This is a genomic window from Muricauda brasiliensis, from assembly GCF_003057865.1.
Classification (GTDB): Bacteria; Bacteroidota; Bacteroidia; order Flavobacteriales; family Flavobacteriaceae; genus Flagellimonas; species Flagellimonas chongwuensis.
Map to the genome: position 1 here is coordinate 1 of NZ_QBTW01000025.1, position 17,639 is coordinate 17,639.

At 40.4% G+C, this 17,639-nt stretch carries 15 protein-coding genes; 7 read left to right on the forward strand and 8 right to left on the reverse strand.

Annotated features, from left to right (window positions below; translation table 11 throughout):
• The 5 genes from DCK90_RS17200 to DCK90_RS16300 form a co-directional block, all read right to left on the reverse strand.
• Nucleotides 1-228, reverse strand: a 228-nt coding sequence (locus DCK90_RS17200; RefSeq protein WP_159075867.1) for a tyrosine-type recombinase/integrase, incomplete at its 3' end; no start/stop codon positions are given.
• A 56-nt stretch (nt 229-284) separates the two neighbouring features.
• Entirely contained in the window at nt 285-785 is a 501-nt protein-coding gene (locus tag DCK90_RS16280; RefSeq protein WP_159075868.1) for an Arm DNA-binding domain-containing protein, read from the reverse strand.
• Between the two features lie 402 nt (nt 786-1,187).
• A complete protein-coding gene (locus DCK90_RS16285) occupies nt 1,188-3,458 on the reverse strand; it encodes a xanthine dehydrogenase family protein molybdopterin-binding subunit (protein ID WP_108247270.1) in 2,271 nt (756 codons plus the stop codon).
• A 22-nt stretch (nt 3,459-3,480) separates the two neighbouring features.
• Complete coding sequence (locus DCK90_RS16290) at nt 3,481-3,942, reverse strand: (2Fe-2S)-binding protein (protein ID WP_108247271.1); 462 nt, start codon at nt 3,940-3,942, stop codon at nt 3,481-3,483.
• Between the two features lie 320 nt (nt 3,943-4,262).
• The gene (locus tag DCK90_RS16300; RefSeq protein ID WP_108247273.1) at nt 4,263-4,736 is read right to left on the reverse strand and encodes a cupin domain-containing protein; all 474 of its coding nucleotides are present in this window, start codon (nt 4,734-4,736) and stop codon (nt 4,263-4,265) included.
• Between the two features lie 164 nt (nt 4,737-4,900).
• On the opposite strand from DCK90_RS16300, the gene DCK90_RS16305 reads away from it, so the two are divergent.
• Both DCK90_RS16305 and DCK90_RS16310 read left to right on the forward strand, forming a co-directional pair.
• On the forward strand, nt 4,901-5,803 hold the full coding sequence (locus DCK90_RS16305) for a helix-turn-helix domain-containing protein (protein ID WP_108247274.1): 903 nt from the start codon (nt 4,901-4,903) through the stop codon (nt 5,801-5,803).
• A 359-nt stretch (nt 5,804-6,162) separates the two neighbouring features.
• Entirely contained in the window at nt 6,163-6,597 is a 435-nt protein-coding gene (locus DCK90_RS16310) for a hypothetical protein (RefSeq protein WP_108247275.1), read from the forward strand.
• A gap of 412 nt (nt 6,598-7,009) precedes the next feature.
• Here the strand turns inward: DCK90_RS16310 and DCK90_RS16315 are convergent, their stop codons facing one another.
• Nucleotides 7,010-8,026 (reverse strand): helix-turn-helix domain-containing protein, encoded by a 1,017-nt coding sequence (locus tag DCK90_RS16315; protein ID WP_108247276.1) that lies wholly within the window; start codon nt 8,024-8,026, stop codon nt 7,010-7,012.
• A 122-nt stretch (nt 8,027-8,148) separates the two neighbouring features.
• Between DCK90_RS16315 and DCK90_RS16320 the strand changes: the two genes are divergently transcribed.
• The 5 genes from DCK90_RS16320 to DCK90_RS16340 all read left to right on the forward strand — a co-directional run bounded on the left by DCK90_RS16320 (nt 8,149) and on the right by DCK90_RS16340 (nt 16,492).
• The gene (locus DCK90_RS16320; protein ID WP_108247277.1) at nt 8,149-10,563 is read left to right on the forward strand and encodes a TonB-dependent receptor; all 2,415 of its coding nucleotides are present in this window, start codon (nt 8,149-8,151) and stop codon (nt 10,561-10,563) included.
• Nucleotides 10,564-10,582: 19 nt separating this feature from the next.
• Complete coding sequence (locus DCK90_RS16325; RefSeq protein ID WP_108247278.1) at nt 10,583-12,037, forward strand: hypothetical protein; 1,455 nt, start codon at nt 10,583-10,585, stop codon at nt 12,035-12,037.
• A 238-nt stretch (nt 12,038-12,275) separates the two neighbouring features.
• Nucleotides 12,276-13,784, forward strand: a complete 1,509-nt coding sequence (locus tag DCK90_RS16330; protein WP_108247279.1) for an ankyrin repeat domain-containing protein — start codon at nt 12,276-12,278, stop codon at nt 13,782-13,784.
• Nucleotides 13,785-13,792: 8 nt separating this feature from the next.
• Nucleotides 13,793-14,290 (forward strand): DUF2271 domain-containing protein, encoded by a 498-nt coding sequence (locus DCK90_RS16335; protein WP_108247280.1) that lies wholly within the window; start codon nt 13,793-13,795, stop codon nt 14,288-14,290.
• A gap of 6 nt (nt 14,291-14,296) precedes the next feature.
• The gene (locus DCK90_RS16340; protein WP_108247281.1) at nt 14,297-16,492 is read left to right on the forward strand and encodes a PepSY domain-containing protein; all 2,196 of its coding nucleotides are present in this window, start codon (nt 14,297-14,299) and stop codon (nt 16,490-16,492) included.
• Between the two features lie 292 nt (nt 16,493-16,784).
• Here the strand turns inward: DCK90_RS16340 and DCK90_RS16345 are convergent, their stop codons facing one another.
• On the reverse strand, nt 16,785-17,216 hold the full coding sequence (locus tag DCK90_RS16345) for a DUF5712 family protein (RefSeq protein ID WP_199912701.1): 432 nt from the start codon (nt 17,214-17,216) through the stop codon (nt 16,785-16,787).
• A 5-nt stretch (nt 17,217-17,221) separates the two neighbouring features.
• Nucleotides 17,222-17,639 (reverse strand): BfmA/BtgA family mobilization protein (locus DCK90_RS16350; protein WP_159075869.1); only part of this gene is annotated, 418 nt, incomplete at its 5' end.

A 17,639-nucleotide genomic window follows, 5' to 3' on the forward strand; every position in this document is an offset into this window, starting at 1 on the left:
GGTCGCAAAAGTGTGCCTGGCTGTATGGAATGTCACTTTCTTGTTAATCTTACAGGCCTTACAGATTTCCTTTAAGTAATAATTGACCTTTTGATTGCTATAAACAGGTAATAGTACTTTCGTTATTCTCCTTTCGGCTGAATCTTCGTATTTCTTGATAATTTCCTTTGCTCGTGGTAGTAGAGGGATTTTGAGTTTTTCGTCTGTTTTTATCCTTTTGGTGAACAACCAATCATAGCCATCTATTCTTTTAAGTAGATGGTCTGTACTTTCTTAGGTACTGCTCAAAGTCCTATATAAAACAGTAGTTCAATTTTTTTGAGCTTTATGTCCTCAATCCCATATTCCTCTTTTAAAAATAGGCCCACGCATCGTTCTGTGTTGTGATAATTCTTTCTGGTTCCCGGACGCAAAGAAGTGTGCATGGTTCCATTGTGGTAGGCAATCAATTGTTTCAATGTTTTTCCACCCTCATCTTCCCCAAAAAATCTTGCTTTGATAGATAGTGGAGTGATTAGTTTTTCTTCTGCCATCATCAATCTATGGGCCTCATGTAGTCCTGTATAAATTTGGTCTAAGTATTTATTCAGGGAAATCACATAACTGGAAAAACCCTTGCCCATTTTACGATTATTGTCCCACAAATTGGTTTTTATCTCCCGATTTATACTAAAATCGGTGCGCTCACCATCGATGGTGATCCTACAATAGATAATGAGGTTCTCGGATTGAACCTTGTGCTTTCTAGTAAAGAAATTTATTGTTAAACGATTGTTTTTCTGCATGTTGTAACCTTTTAGAGTGTGAATACTGTGAAAGTCAAAACACAAGAAAATGGTTCTAAAAGTCATTTAAAGTTATAACAAGAACTGTAAGTGTTTGCTCCCGATGGGAACACGCTTGATATGATTTTAGATGGTTTTAAATGAATTCAAACGATATGCCTAAAAACACAAAACACTGAAAATCATAAGATTAACAGTGTTTTGATTTTACTTGAATAAGGTAAGTCGGGATGACTGGAAGAAAGCATCACTTACAACACTCTAAAAATCAACATTTTACACTAGTCTTAAAAACTGGTTAAACAAATTTTCAACTATCTATAAAACACCACATTAGGAAGTAAGACTTATGGATGTTTTTGCCTAAGAATGTAAATATTAGAACAAAAAAATTCAATTTATCTAGCCCACCAATGGTGGTTTATCCAATATAAAGGGCTGATGGTAATACCTTCTTCCCGTAGCTTTGTATAATGCATTGGCCAAGGCACCCATAATAGGTGGAAAAGGAGGTTCTCCCATTCCTGTTGGGTCAATATCACTTTTTACAAAATGGGTTTCAATAGCTTTTGGTGCTTCCCTGTGACGAATCAATCGGTATCTATCAAAATTGGTTTGTTCCGGTGCCCCATCCTTAAATGAAAGCCCACTGTACATTGCATGACCTATTCCATCAACAGCACCACCTTCCGACAGATTTGAAGCCGCATCAGGATTTACCACTATTCCACAATCAATGGCAGCCGTAACTTTTTGGACAACAGGGGTATCACCTTCCATTACAATATCAAGTACTTGCGCCACATAACTTTGATGACAGAAATAAGCAGAAACGCCACGGGACACTCCAGCTTCATTTTGACCCCAATTTGCTTTTTCCCGCACCAATTCCAAAACTCCGGCATATCGAGAAGCTTCGTAGTCATTTGATTCTGGACTGCCGACAGGGTTTTCCTCTGCACGTTTCAATAATTCCAATCTAAAATCGATAGGGTCTTTGCCCATCACCTCGGCCAATTCGTCCAAGAAAGATTGTTCTGCACCAGCGATGAAATTGGAACGGGGTGCTCTGAACGCACCTGTTGTAATATTCGTGTCAACTGTAAAATCTTCGGCTAAATAGTTGTCTATGGCACCAGCTGGAAAACGATTGGCAAACAATGGACTCTCAGGAATCCCGCCCGCTTTAACATGAAAACCAATTAAATTGTTGTCTGCATCCAGTGCTGCTCTATAAGTAGCATAATACGATGGCCTATAAATGCCTTGTGACATGTCATCCTCCCGAGTGTACATCAATTTTACTGGGGCTTTCATACGTTGAGAAATAGCAGCTACCTCAACCATAAAATGACCGTACAGTCTTCTACCAAACCCACCCCCTTGTCGGGTCATCTGAATATCCACCTTCTCCAAAGGCAATCCTAAGCGTTCAGCCACAGCAGGTTCCATCCATTCCGGGGTTTGGGTAGGACCAAGTAGTTCGGCATGGTCTTCCGTAACATTGGCGAAGAAGTTCATGGGTTCCATGGTGTTGTGCGCCAAAAACGGACAACTATAACTTCGTTCAATAATTTTGTCCGCGTTTTTGAATGCTTCCTCTGGGTTGCCATCCCTTCGGGATACTTTTGTATTTTTTTCAATCAGTTCTTTTAGTTTGGCAGTATGGCTGTCTGAATTTTCCATGCCAGCAGGATGTTTCACCTCCATCGCATTCCCAAATAAAGTAAGGTTTTGGACTGTGTCCGGTGCATCCTCCCATTCAATATTGAGTGCTTTTTTAGCCTGAAATACTTGCCACGTAGTTTCCCCTACAACTACCACCACTTCGTTGAAGGCTGTAAAATGAAATGCCATCTTGTCAAAGTCATCATCGTATAATTTGATGGAGAAAACATCACGTATACCAGGCATTTGTTTGGCCTCTTCGGCATCAAAGGATTTTAACCGCTTACCAAACGCAGGTGGGTGTACCAAAGCTGCCATCAACATGCCTTCGCGTTGTACATCAATACCGAATAAAGGTTTACCGGTCACTATTTTTTTGCCGTCCACATTTTTTCGGGAGGTTCCTATGATGGAGAATTCCGACTTTTCCTTTAATTCTACTTCATCTGGGACCTCTATTTGTGCTGCTGCGGAGGCCATTTCACCATAACCGGCCGAATTACCACTGGCCTCATGGGTCAGTACTCCAGCTATTGCGGTAATTTCACTGGCTGGGACCTGCCAAACTTGGGCCGCAGCCTCCTTCAACATATGCCGAGCGGTCGCTCCGGCCATTCTAAGATTTTGCCATGAGCTGCTTATGGACCTGCTCCCTCCAGCGACTTGCCAACTATATAAATTGGTGTTGAGGGGTGCCTGTTCCACAATCACATTTTTCCAATCAATTTCCAATTCGTCCGCCACGATCATGGGCATGGAAGTCCGTACGTTCTGACCAATTTCCGGATTTGGTGACAATATGGTTACCACCCCATTGTCTCCAATCTTTAAATAGCCATTGATCTCATACCATTCTTCGGGCATTTCCAATTCCATGGCAATAGCTTCGGCTACCTTGGGCTTACAGGCATTAAAAAAACTGAAACCAAGAACCAATCCACCTCCGGCCAAACTTGTGTTTTTTATGAAGGCCCTACGTCCTATTTGTGTTTTTATAAGTGTCATTTTGTTAAGCGTTTTAGGTGAATCAAGAGTTGTTTTCCGCAGCCATTTTGACGGCTTTTTTGATACGGATATAGGTTCCACAGCGACAAATGTTACCGTTCATGGCTGTTTCTATTTCATCATCTGTTGGGGATGGGTTTCTTTTTAGCAAAGCCGAAGCTGTCATAATTTGTCCTGCTTGGCAGTAGCCACATTGTGGGACATCAACTTCAAGCCACGCTTTTTGTACAGGGTGGTCTCCGCGTTCCGACAAGCCTTCAATAGTTGTAATTTCCTGCTCCCCTACTGCGGAAACTGGTAATTGGCAAGAGCGGACCGCATTATCTCCGAGATGGATGGTACATGCGCCGCACTGCGCAATGCCACAGCCAAATTTGGTGCCGACCATTTGTAAATGGTCTCGCAGTACCCAGAGTATCGGTGTGGTTGCATCTACATCCACTGTTTGGGATTTTCCGTTGATTTTTAGATTGAATGTTGCCATGTTGAAAGTGTTTGCTTTAAGTTACTGAATAATCCGTTTGGATTCTGTCTAAATTATTGATATTGTTAGGATTGAAGTATTAAATTTTTTGTTTTTTTTGCACGATTGCTCATATCCCCAAATCTGTAGTTTAAAGACACTTTCCATATAAAATCTTCCTCGGGTACAATTTTGGTATCTATGATTTTATTAAAAATAGCAGAGATGAACCCTTGGTAAAATAGGCTTGTAAAAAATACCAATAAGAGGTTGGCGTTTTTCATTTTCGGCCTTATCAGCTATTCATGGCATGCTTTAATTTACAAACCATTGATGGGCAATTACTTGCTCAACTTTTCTGCTACACTGTCATAATATTCTTGTGTTACCACTTCCGTCCAAACTGTAGGTGTTTCTCCGCCGTAGATAGCCAGATAAGTCACATCACTGTTCTTGGAAGACGAATGCCAATGTTCCGTGTCTTTTTCACATCTGATTACATCGCCCTCTTTCAGAACCATTGGTTCCTTTCCTTTTTCTTGATAGTAACATTCGCCATCAACAATAATCAATACTTGTACAGACTCATGCTTATGCCAGTCTAAGGTAGAATTCGCCTTAAATGTTGCCTTGGTAATATTGTACGTTAAATCTCCATCTGCCTGTAAAACGGGATTTAACCAAGCTTCTCCAATGTAATGTGTATTTGGTGCTTTGATACCTTCGGTGAAATAGGAAGAAACGGTGTACGCTGAATTTTGGGCAGAAATGCCAGCAGATATGGCAAACATTAGGAAGCAAATTATTTTTTTCATGATATTGTATTTTCAAGATTTTCCATCAAACCAAAAATATTCATCTATGGAAATGGAAGTAATACCCAGATCACGGATGTTTATACCATTATTACGGATTTTGTACATCGGGGTTGATAAACTGAATATCAATCCCTTATCTTTAGATAAAATTTAACAGATAGATGGAAAACGTGTATCATATACAATCTGTGGCGGATTATTTTGCTTGGCGCAATTCCAAACCAGATCATCCGCTGGTGGGCATTTTGGATTATGAGCGAACAACCGCATATCCTGATTATTCGTACGATGGGCTACAGTTTGATTGTTTTGCGGTTTTCTTGAAGGATGCCAAGGGCTGCAAGTTAAAGTATGGTGGTGGTGAATATGATTTTGACGAAGGTTCCATGGTATTTATGGGTCCGGGGCAAAAAGCAGGTATAAGTTATGATCCAGACTATGAGCCCAAGGGTTATGCCCTGATTTTTCACCCCGATTTGTTGTTGGGAAGTGATCTGGGACGAAAAATAAATAGCTATACTTTCTTTTCCTATACCGTGAAAGAAGCCTTGCATTTATCAGCCAGAGAGCGCGGACTGATTTTAAGTGTTATCGATAAAATTCAGTATGAATTGGAACAAAATCTGGACAAGCATAGCAAAAATTTGATCGTGAGCAATATTGAGATTTTATTGGATTATTGCCTTCGGTTTTATGATAGACAGTTTTTGACCCGTGAGATTCCCCATCAAGGAGCCTTGGAAAAATTCGATGTGCTGCTCAGGGATTACCTTTCTTCGGAAAAACCACAAAAACATGGCCTGCCTTCGGTAGGGTATTTTGCGGACCAACTCAACCTGTCACCCAATTATTTTGGGGATTTGGTGAAAAAGGAAATAGGTTATTCGGCACAGGAATATATTCAGAACAAGCTGATTGATGCAGCCAAGGAAAAAGTGTTCGATCCCAATAAAACGGTCAGTGAGATTGCGTATGAACTGGGATTTAAATATCCGCAGCATTTTAGTAGGTTGTTCAAAAAACAAGTGGGGCATTCCCCAAAAGAATTCAGAATGCTGAACTAAATCACTTACCAATTTATTTAAAAAAAGAACAATCAATTATTATATTAAATTTAAGAAATCTTGTCCTAAAGGACGGGCTATCTACATTGCAAATAAAAAAGAGCTACATCTTAAAAAAGTTGTAACTCTTTGATTTTCAAGTCGGGTGACAGGCCTCCCCTTTAAATATAAAAATTTGATTTATAGCGTTTTACACCGTTAACTCAGACCGGTTAACCGAACTCTGAACCGTGTTCAAATCGGCACATCCAGAGGTAAAACTTATTAGAGTTTTACTCCACTAACTTAGACATTTTTTTGATAAGCAACGATTTAAGGTTCAATGTATCCTATGGATATAAATTCATTTCCTTTTTACCATGAAAAAGCTTGCCATATTGCTTTCATTAACTTCTTTGGTGATCAATCAGTCCTGTGATAGTACAGATGGAGAAATTGATTTTCAAGGTATCAACGTTTTTGAACTTCAGTACATCAATGCGGGAATGTCGGGAGAAATCATCGAAAAGAAGGATTTGGAATTTAATGAATTCATTGAGCTTACATCCAATTATCATTTTGTCAAAAAAAGGGTTTACCCGGATAGTACCAGTATTGCCAAAGGCAGTTATATTTTCATCCAATCAAAAGAATCGAAGTTTTTTGAATTTGAGTATGAAGAAGAAAGTTATTTGATTCAAAACTGTGGAAGCTCACTTAAAGAACATATTTCGATTTTGAGCAACAAGGAAATATTCAATGGAGGTTACCTTCCATGTGATGGTCCGGGTTTTGGATATAGATTAGTCAACTAATGTATGCTGATTTCCAATAAGAAGAATCTGTTTTTACAATTCGGGATGACTGAATCATTGATAAAACCTTATCGTATTGAAAATCATTGTTTTAATCCTGTAATACTGAAGGTATTCCCGTTAAGAACACGGAAAAAAAACAACTTTTAAACACAAAATTTTTGTGCTTTTACCTTATAAATTTAACAAATTTATTATGTCCAAATTCCTGCAATCATGAGAATTTGGAAAAAATTTTTTAAGTCTAGTCAATTCCCGGTAAGAATCGAACTTTTTCCTCGGATTCCCAGTTTTATTGGGGCTTCCATTTTTTGATTTCAAAATGTTGACGATTTTTGAGCTTTTAACATCGATCTGTCTTTCATCATCTCAAATAAAATATAAGCCTACTTAAATAGATTTATCTGAATTATCACCTTTCTCTAAAAGAGATTAAGAAGAAACTACTTTTAAGCTCGCTTGGCAAATACCCCATGGTTCGTTTAAAGGCGTTGGTAAAATGTTGTGGGTTGCCATAGCCTACCTCATATGCAGCTTGGGCAATCGTAAAACCTTCATTACGTATAAGTGCGCTTGCCTTTTTCATACGCAATTGGGTAATGTATTTGTAGATGGTGGTTCCGTGTAATCGCTTAAAGTCCCTTTTTAATTTAGTACCATTAAAGCCTGCAATGGTGGAAAGTTCAGAAATAGGCAGTGTTTCCTTCAGATTGGATTTTATATGGCGCTCCACCATACGGATTCTATCAATATCAGCTTTGGGTAACTTTATCTTTGGTTCAGGTTTTAAATTCCCATTAAACTCGATCAATATATCCAACAACAGCGTTGTAATCTTGGATTGCAGATAGGTCTTTTTTAATTGACCGGTAAAGGGACAGGCTATGATATCTTCCAAAACTTGACCAAGTTCAGAGGATATTGGGCGTGGACGCTTCCAAAACACAAATGGTTTATCATTCTTGACCGCACCATCAATTCTTTCCAAGACATGATTATACGTATCACCTACAAGCTCCTTTATCAATCCCAAAGTGAAAACGATTTCAAGGGTTCGTCTTGGTGTTCCCTTGTATTCGAGGATACCGTTTGTGTGTGGCAAGTAGAACATGTTGTAGTGAAAGTCAGGTATTTCCAAAAGAGGGTTTTTCTTTTCGTTCGGCGTATACCTATAACTTCCGGAAATCCCAAAGTGTAGTACGAATACTGAAAAATTATTGGACACTTCAAACCTATACCCTTTTGGAGCATGAATATCCTTCATCACAACAAACATTCCATTGAGCTGAAGTTCATTGATCACACCTGAAACATCTGGCGTATCTATTTCAATCTTATTTTCGATCAATTCATGGGTCAGGAAATCCTTGGAGTATTTTTTTTGATAAATACTATCCTTGAACAGCTCACTTTTTAAGGTTGATCGCATTACTTCCTTTTGCGTATTTAAAACTTCTTTTTGCGGTACTCCACCCCAAAACCCTGTTATAGATTTGCAAATCTAATTTATTTAGACTAAATCTTAATAAAGTTTTGGATTTTAACTTTGGGATGGGCAAATTTTTACTAATTATCTTCACTTTATTCTATGTGCCTGTGATGGCACAAAGCACTAATCAAGGTTCCGTTTATGGAAAAGTAATCTCTGATGATGGGTCTCCGCTGGCCTATGCCACAGTAGTCATCAAAGGCACAAGATTGGGCACACTTACCGACGAACAGGGTAGGTACGAAATCAACATACCTTATGGAAAACATACCGTTGCCGTATCTTTCATTGGATTTTCCGCTGCTTCAGAAAGCATACAAATAAACTCAGGCAACCGAAGAGCATCACTCGATTTTGTACTGAGCGAAAACGCCGAAAATTTAGATGAGGTCACCGTAAGTGGTAAATCAAACAAGACAGCCATAGAGACCAAAGGTTTTGCGGTAAATGCTATAGAAACCAGAGAAGCCGGACTTAGAAGTATTCAAACCAATGAACTGTTGAATACCACAGTTGGCGTAAAAATACGTCAAAATGGAGGTTTGGGTTCCAGCGTTCAATACAGTTTAAATGGTCTATCCGGCCGTTCAGTCAGCATCTTTATTGATGGTATTCCAATTTCCACCTATGGTTCTTCTTTCAACTTAAACAGTATCCCTCCTTCAATGATAAAGAACATTGAAGTCTATAAGGGGGTGGTGCCCGGGCATTTATCCAGCGATGCAGTAGGTGGAGCCATTAACATAGAACTTCATGATGGAGCCCAAAATAATCTTAGTGCCTCTGTTTCCTATGGCTCGTTCAACACGTTGCAAACAAATTTGAATGGTGCCTATAGAATGGAAAAATCCGGATTTACCATCAAAGCATCCGCATTTCACAACTATTCGGATAATGATTATAAAATTTCTGGAAGAACCATAGTGGATATTGCCCCAAATGGGGTACAAACACCTATTGTGGCCAGAAGGTTTCATGATGCCTACCGTTCTTCGGGCGGTACGTTTCAAGTTGGGTTTACCAATGTTAGTTGGGCAGATCAATTTTTGGTGGGCATTACCGCCTCTGATGAATACAATGAAGTGCAGCACGGTACTTTCGTGACCATATCGCCCTATAAGGGCCGATTTCTGGAGTCCGGTGCCTTTCTTGGTAATCTAACCTACCAAAAAGAAAATCTATTTATAAAAAACCTCGACCTAACTGTTAATGGGGTATATGGCAAGCGTAACCGCGTTATTAACGATACCGTTGCCCAGGCCTATACTTGGGCAGGAGAGAGACTGGTTGGGTTTGATGGTGAATATCTTGATTATATCTGGGGCTCCCAAAATGAAAATGGTCCAACGCTGGCCAAAATTGTCCGTAACGTGGCGTCAGTTCGATCCGGTCTTTCCTATGCCATCAACGACAACCACAGAATTCTGTTGAATCATGTTTATAGCGGTATTGACAGAGAAGATACTGATGAAATGGTGTCCCTGTTGGAAAATACCTTTCAACAAAACAGTGACATTTATAAGAATATCATTTCCCTTAGTTATGAGCTGAACGCATTTGATGATAAATTCAAATTAAACGCCTTTGGGAAACATTATTTACAGAAAGTCCTCAACAACAAACCGGTGTTTAATGATGACAATACCGAAGTAATTGATGAGGTTTACGAAAGCAACAAAGACTACACCGGATATGGATTTGCCTCCTCCTATATTGTTGTTCCAGAAATTACCTTGTTGCTATCCGCAGAAAAAGCCATTCGCCTGCCCAGTGAAAACGAAGTTTTTGGGGATGCTGGGGACAACTTGCTTCCCAATCTCACCATTCAGCCTGAAACAAGTGACAATTTGAACATTGGTTTTCGCCTTGGCAAGTTTTATATTAAAAAACATGGGGTTACCCTGACCACCAACTTCTTTGCCCGTAATATTGAGAACAGAATAGGACTGCCTCCCGATGCCGATGGCCTTAGGGAAAGTGATGAGTTTGTACAGTATACCAACTTGGAGAACACTGCTGAATCCAAAGGTATAGAAGCTGAATTCAATTACACCTATGACAATAACCTCGGTTTCAATTTCAACTTGACCCGCATGAGTTTGACAACGGTAAATTCAGGTGTTGAGAGCAATGTTCCCAACGTGCCCCTGTTTACCATGAACGCTGGTTTACGATATTCCCTAAGAGACTTTATACAAACAAACTCATTGATCAATCTCTTTTATAACGCCTACTATACCGACGAATTTGCCTTCAAGTTCGCTGCAGGAAGGAATACATCGGGTGAAGAAGAATTTCTGATCCCTGAGCAAATATCCCATGACTTTGGGTTGAGTTATGTGTTTCCTAAAAAGAATTTTATCCTAAGCTTCGATGTCAAAAACATATTTGATCAAGCCATATACGATAATCTATCCGTACAAAAACCAGGTAGGGCTTTTTATGTAAAACTTAATTATATAATCAACAATTTTTAACCCCTTAATATATAGTAAAATGAAACATATCTTTTTAAATTTTAGAACTTTAGCTGTTATTTTGCTAATGTTTGGTTTGGTAGCCGCATGTAGTAGTGATGACAATGGCGGTGAAGACCCTGCGGTTGTTGACACCGATGGCGACGGTATTGCAGATGCAAGTGACGAATGCCCTTCAGAAGCGGGAACAGCTGCCAACAATGGATGTCCTGATGAAGGACCTGAAGAAGAATCTCGATGGATTACCATAGCTGGTGCCAGAATGGGAGAAAACCCTGGTGATGGTAATGGAGGAACCTTAATCTACTCCGTAACCAGTGCAGAAGCCAAAGATCCAACCGTACAAATAGATCCTTTTAACGATGGTTTTGTTGCTCCTTCCAATAGAACGGCCAGATTGCAAGCTTCTGAAGATGGTAATACTATTTTTAACATTAGTTATGCTGGTGATACCGGTGGTAACTACACTAAATACATTGTAAATGGTGGCAATGATTTTGAACAAACCGGATCAGAAATCAGCATTGCGCCTTATGTTGGTTCGGCCCCAAGATGGATCAAGTTATTTGATGGCGATCAAACTGGTTCTGCCGTTTATGTATCCACTGAACACCAAGTTGATGACAATGGCACCCCAGACAATGTAACTGATGACACTTACATCCGTACAAGTCAGACCATTGGCGTTGTAACTTTGAATTTGGTCGATTCCCAGATCAACAATTTCCAAGAACATGAGATCGGTTTGTCTGAAGAAGAAGAGGCATTGGGGTATTACATTTCTAGAATCGATATGCCAACTTTAAATGCCGCTGGCGACAAATTATACATAGGTGCCCGCTTGAGCAAAGTTGATCCAACAACAATAGAGAGTGATAGTGATTATGAAATTTTGGGCTCCAAAACCATCGTATTGGATTACCCTTCCCTTTTGAACCCTACCGTGATTACTTCTGGTGTAGGACACGGGAACACAAATGGCTATAGAAGCATCAATTCCTTTGAGTATAATGGTGCGGTATACCAAGCCAACCAAGGCGATCCAGAGGGTTCCTATATTCTAAGAATCGGCGCAGACAACCAATATGATGATTCTTACGATTTTAACTTGGACGAAGCGTTGGGCGTAACAGGTGCTTATGTACTGGCCTGGAGACCTGCTGCAAACGGAAAAGGAGTTTTGGCCTACCGTCACGATGGGTCGGCAGAAGGTGTTGCCGGTCAACAAGGTTTCTTTGCCCTTATTGATTTAGAAGCTAGGTCCGCTACCCAAATTACCGACATTCCTTATACTGCAGACTTTTACTTGTTCCAATACCAAGGATTTGCCGTAGATGGAACAGAAATTTACCTTACAGAAGCTCCTGTAGGACAAAATGGAAATATCTATGTTGTAGATACTGAAACTGGGGCAGTAACCCAGGGAGCGGAGCTCATCAATGCCGTGGGAAGCCACTTTATCGGCGCTTGGTAACCCTCTCTAAAGCAATAATTATATTAAAATTCCGTGGGAGCTATTTCTCCCACGGGATTTTTAAGATTTAAAAAGTTTTATAATAGATTAGGTGGAATGGAATTATATCCCGTTTGAAACTTTAATCAAAAGCAATAATTTTGAAATCCTGATTACATAACAGATCCATTAACATCTTTATAAGTCATAAATTTATAAAGCATGGTAGTTTACTTAAAAAAATCTCATTAGAACCAAAATGAAAACACATACTATAAAATCCTTCCTTCTTGGTATTGTTACCATACTTGCCGCCTCAAACACCATGGCACAACAAGGGGATACGGATAATCCTTTTATGGACAGGAACTATTGGGCCTCAAAGCCCACAATAGCCGATATTGATGCTAAAATTGCACAGGGACATCCAATCACCGAGGCAAATTCTGGTGGATTTGACCCTACCACCTTTGCTATTTTTGGAGGAAATCCCGTAACCACGATTGCTCACCTTGTCGACAATGGAAATGATGTAAACAAGCGCACCCATGACTCTCGGACCTATATTTTTTGGGCAGCTTCAAGGGGTGACCTGGAAGTAATGCAGTACTTGGTTGAAAAAGGAGCCAAATTGGATTTAAAGGACTCCCATGGATACTCCGTGACGCAGTTTACCGCAGCGGGAGGTCAAACCGACCCAAAAATCTATGATTTCCTTATTGAAAACGGAGCAGACCTTAAAAATGAAAAAGATCATGATGGTCGCAACGTACTTTTGGTGGCAGCGCCAAGGGCAAAAAATTTGGACTTAATCGATTATTTTGTCAGCAAAGGGCTAAGCCTTGAATCTACAGACGATCACGGAAACGGTATTTTCAATATAGCGGCCCAAGGTGGTAATATTGAAATATTAAAGGCTTTGGTCGCAAGAGGAGTTTCAACGGAAAAAAATTCCAACACCAATGAAAATGCAATCCTTTTTGCAAGTCGTGGTGGAAGAGGAAGCAGCAATGGAATGGAAGTATTCAAGTATTTGGAAAGCCTGGGACTCAACCCTAATGTTACTTCCAAAAGCGGAACCACTCCGTTGCACAACCTATCGCGCTCTTCAGATAATCTTGCTATTTACCAGTATTTTATAGACAAAGGCGTGAATCCCAACACAGCAGACGAAGAAGGCAATACCCCATTGTTGAACGCTGCCTCTCGCAACAAGTTGGAAGTCATCAAATTTTTGGCCGAAAAAACGAATGACATCAACCACGCTAACAATGAAGGACATTCAGCATTGACCCTTGCCATTCAGGATAACAGTGGCGAAGTTGTTGATTATCTCATTTCCAAAGGAGCCAAGACAGCTGTTTTAGATAAAGACGGAAATACGCTTGCCTATTACCTTTTCTCGGCAAGGGGCAACACCCGTGATTTTGATGATAAGGTAAGCGCGTTGCGCAAAGCAGGGCTAGATTTTACACAATCCCAGCCAGACGAAAGAACGGTTTGGCATTTGGCTATGGACAAGAACGACTTAAATCTCCTTAAAAAAGTGCAAGCTTTTGGAGCCGATATCAATGCAAAGGATGGGCAAGGCAATACCGTTTTGCATTATGCCGCAATGAAATCAAGTGACACGGACATTCTTAAATATCTTATTGCCAATGGGGCTGATGTTAATTCAACCACCGAATTTGGTGAAACCGCATACGAATTGGCCCAAGAAAATGAGCTTTTGGCCAAAAACAATGTGAGTTTGGATTTCCTTAATTAAATATAAATATGAAGAGATTAATATATCGAACTTCCGCTATAATCGTACTAGCTGTAATCTTTTTGACATCATCATCCTATAGACAGGCTCCCACTACGGTATCCTATAAGTGCATGATACAGATGGCCAACTATACGGGTGAAAAAGCCTATGTGGTTGTTTCTTTGATGAATGCTGAAGGAGATTATGTTAAAACCCTGTATATGCAAGGGGATGACCCAGAATGGTTCCCCGACCTAAAAGATTGGTGGGGTTTTAGCCATGGTACAAATGAGAATATTGATGCCATTACAGGCGCTACTGTGGGCAATGGTGAAAGAAACATTATTTCGTTATCCGTTGATGCTTCACAAGTTGACAGCGGATACAAAATCCGTTTTGAATCAGCAGTGGAAAATCAGGAATACTATACCGTTGATGCCGAGATAGACCTCAATTCAGCTACTATTAGGAACAAAGTTGATGGAAAAGGCTATATCCGGTACATTCGGATGGTGCCCAATTAATATTCTATGACACTTTCGATATGGCGCTATAGCCACTTGATTCTGGCACTCGTGTCATCCTTGTTTCTGTTGGTCGCATCAATTACAGGGGTAATCTTGGCCGTGGAACCCATATCGAACAAAATACAGCCCTATCGCATAGCTGATGCTGATGAGCTTACTTTGGCCGAGACACTGACGAACCTAAATGCAAAATACGATGAGATTCTTTCTATCTCGCGTGACCGTAATGGGTTCATCAGTGTCTCGGTTATAATTGAAGGTGAAAGCAAGCAATTTTATGTAAATCCCTCCTCAGGTGAAGCGTTGGGACCACTCATTGAAAAGGCACCAATTTTTCAGTTCAGCACCAACCTACACCGTTCACTGTTTCTAAAATCTACAGGGCGGCTCTTAATTGGACTTGTATCCTTTTTGCTGTTTTTGATTGCCGTTTCAGGTATTGTGCTCATCGCCAAACGCCAAGGAGGTATTCGCTATTTTTTCGCCCCAGTGGTACGTGAAAATTTTTCCCAATTCAATCATGTTGTTTATTCGCGATTAACATTATTGCCCATTCTAGTATTGTCATTGACGGGGGTATACCTGTCGTTGCTTCGCTTTAACTTGATTCCAGAGGAAAACATTGTACATGAAGTGGACTATGATTCGCTAAATGAAACGCCAATCATACCCATACAAGAATTTGAGCTCCTTCAGAATATAAAATTGAGGCAGCTACGGGAATTGGAGTATCCTTTTTCTGAGTTTGTGGAAGATTATTACACCATCCGTCTCAAGAATCGGGAAATTTTGCTCAACCAGTTTACCGGAGAGGTCATCACTGAAAAGAAAGAACCCTTGGTCACTACCATTTCCTCATGGTCCACTGTTCTGCATACCGGGGAGGGCAGTATCATTTGGAGTACGATTTTGGGATTGGGAAGTCTTTCCATCCCTTTTCTTATGGTCACCGGCTTTGTCATCTATTTTAAACGGCCCAAAATCCGCATCAAAAATAAGTTTTCCAAGAACGAGTGCGACCATATCATCTTAGTTGGAACCGAGGGTGGCACTACCCTGTTATATGCCCAAGAATTCCACAAACAATTGCTGAAATCTGGAGAAAAATGCTATTTGGGAATGATGAATGAGTATACTGTATTTCCCCAAATGAACCAACTTACCTTGATAGCAGCAACGTATGGCCAAGGTGAGGCTCCTGCAACTGCATCGAAGTTCATGCAACTCGTCAAAGAGCATCTCCAAAAACAACCCTTCTCCTATTCCGTAGTTGGATTTGGCTCTACATCCTATCCAAATTTTTGTCAATTTGCATATGAAGCATTTGACACCCTTAAAAAGTATTCAAATGCTACCGCTTTGGGCGAAGTTTTTACGGTAAACAACCAATCTTTTGAGGCGTTTTCCAACTGGGCAAATGCATGGGCCAAATCGCAAGGAACGGCACTTCGTCTTGAAAAGCCCAAAATATCCCTGCCCAAAACCCATATTTCCAATTTTGTAGTGGTGGATAGGGTTGACTTTAGCAAGGAAGACACCTTTCTACTTACGTTGAAAAATAAAAATGGTGCAAGAGCTGTTTCGGGCGACCTTCTATCCATTATACCTGAGGAAGATGGCCGTGAACGTCTTTACTCCATCGGAAATTTGGGAAAAAACACGTTGGCCGTCAGTGTCAAAAAACATCCTAAAGGTGTTTGCTCCAATTTGATGGGGCAACTTGAAAAAGGGGAAACACTATCAGCAGGCGTTGTCAACAACAGGCATTTTCACCTTCCAAAGAGCAGCAAAGAAGCCGTTTTAATTGCCACCGGAACGGGCATTGGTCCTTTTTTGGGGATGATTGCTTCCAACAATCCCAAACGAAATCTGCATTTGTATTGGGGAGGAAGGACATCTGAATCATTTGGTCTGTACCAAACTCACATTGATGAGGCACTCTCCAAAAACAAACTATATCGCTTCATACCAGCCTATTCCCGTGTGGATGATAAAAAGGTCTATGTGCAGCACTTGATTAAAAAGGATGGTGGTAAAATCGCCAAGATTTTGAACAATGGGGGTTGTGTTATGATCTGTGGGTCCATTGCAATGCAACGCGAGGTTATGACCGAGTTAGCAAAGATTTGCAGCACATATCTCAAGAAAGATTTGAGCCACTTCCAAAACCGCAAGCAAATTAAGATGGATTGTTATTAAAGTTTTAAGTTTTCCTATTTCAAAGACAAATTCAGCCCAATATTGAAATTCCAAATAAAAGCTGAATGCAATCATGTTGTAATGTGTGTCATTGACCGTGGGTAATTGATAGAAAACTGTTGGCTAACCACAAAATCAAACTGTTTAAAAGTAGAGCAATAAGAACCCCAAATCTTACCCCAACTTTTGCGCATGGATCCTAACGGTTTTTTGTAGTGTTCCGGTAGATAAGCGTGAAGCAAAAACACGATAGGATGCAACCTACTTGTTGGATTTCAATACCCCACCTCACCTATGCCCCTAACCTTATTGATGCCCCTGCCAAGAGCTTTGATGATCTTGGCCGCCATCTGTACTTTATTTGTCGGTATACTGGGGCCTTGACCTCTTGGTTGCGATGGAAACTCTTGGCATAGTCCTCCATGAGTTTCCTTGTATATTTCCTTAGCAGATTTGGGTCATTGCCTATGGCCTTTAGTTTCCTTTGGTTGGGACTGACCACTATGGAATAGAATTTTGGGTCCTTCTGCCTCAGTTTGGCCGTATTGGCATCTATTTCATCGATGACCGTTTGGGGGCTTACACTGTCGTTTTCTTGGTCAAAGAATTCCTCCCTTTGTTCGGGCGACCTATCCTCGTTTTCCTTTTCTAGATAGTCCACATAGTTCCCTACACTGGAGTTGTAGGTGCTGCCCATTTTCTGTGCCGAGATGGTAAGGTACATAAGCGTTATTTTAATTGATGTTTCAAACTTTCAAAATCCCCGATGCCCATATTGATCTTTAGATATGGCTTTCCCATCATAGGCTCAACCTTTTCAACGCTGTTGAGGATTTCATTGCAACGTTTTTTATAGCTTTCAAATTCTTTGAGTATTCTCTCGTGCTCTGTTTTCGGAACGGTGTTCCTAGGCTCCAAAAAATCCTTTCGCTCTTCCTTTAATTGGATTGGTTTAGACTTGGGTTTCCTCCCATCCTTTACATAGGCCTCGTAAAGTATCAGCATCATTTCATAGGTGGGCCGGATACTGGTCTTTTCCATGTTCTTGATAATGGCGATGATCCTATCGAACTTTTTCATCATTTGACGCTCCATCTTTTTGATACTGTCAAGGATGATCTTTGTCCCCTCCCCAAAAGGGTCAAGG

What these genes read in the sequence shown, in the direction of transcription:
- DCK90_RS16280 (WP_159075868.1), bottom strand. Translation starts at nt 785, where the DNA reads ATGCAGAAAAACAATCGTTTAACAATAAATTTCTTTACTAGAAAGCAC.
- DCK90_RS16285 (WP_108247270.1), bottom strand. Translation starts at nt 3,458, where the DNA reads ATGACACTTATAAAAACACAAATAGGACGTAGGGCCTTCATAAAAAAC.
- DCK90_RS16290 (WP_108247271.1), bottom strand. Translation starts at nt 3,942, where the DNA reads ATGGCAACATTCAATCTAAAAATCAACGGAAAATCCCAAACAGTGGAT.
- DCK90_RS16300 (WP_108247273.1), bottom strand. Translation starts at nt 4,736, where the DNA reads ATGAAAAAAATAATTTGCTTCCTAATGTTTGCCATATCTGCTGGCATT.
- DCK90_RS16305 (WP_108247274.1), top strand. Translation starts at nt 4,901, where the DNA reads ATGGAAAACGTGTATCATATACAATCTGTGGCGGATTATTTTGCTTGG.
- DCK90_RS16310 (WP_108247275.1), top strand. Translation starts at nt 6,163, where the DNA reads ATGAAAAAGCTTGCCATATTGCTTTCATTAACTTCTTTGGTGATCAAT.
- DCK90_RS16315 (WP_108247276.1), bottom strand. Translation starts at nt 8,026, where the DNA reads ATGCGATCAACCTTAAAAAGTGAGCTGTTCAAGGATAGTATTTATCAA.
- DCK90_RS16320 (WP_108247277.1), top strand. Translation starts at nt 8,149, where the DNA reads ATGGGCAAATTTTTACTAATTATCTTCACTTTATTCTATGTGCCTGTG.
- DCK90_RS16325 (WP_108247278.1), top strand. Translation starts at nt 10,583, where the DNA reads ATGAAACATATCTTTTTAAATTTTAGAACTTTAGCTGTTATTTTGCTA.
- DCK90_RS16330 (WP_108247279.1), top strand. Translation starts at nt 12,276, where the DNA reads ATGAAAACACATACTATAAAATCCTTCCTTCTTGGTATTGTTACCATA.
- DCK90_RS16335 (WP_108247280.1), top strand. Translation starts at nt 13,793, where the DNA reads ATGAAGAGATTAATATATCGAACTTCCGCTATAATCGTACTAGCTGTA.
- DCK90_RS16340 (WP_108247281.1), top strand. Translation starts at nt 14,297, where the DNA reads ATGACACTTTCGATATGGCGCTATAGCCACTTGATTCTGGCACTCGTG.
- DCK90_RS16345 (WP_199912701.1), bottom strand. Translation starts at nt 17,216, where the DNA reads ATGTACCTTACCATCTCGGCACAGAAAATGGGCAGCACCTACAACTCC.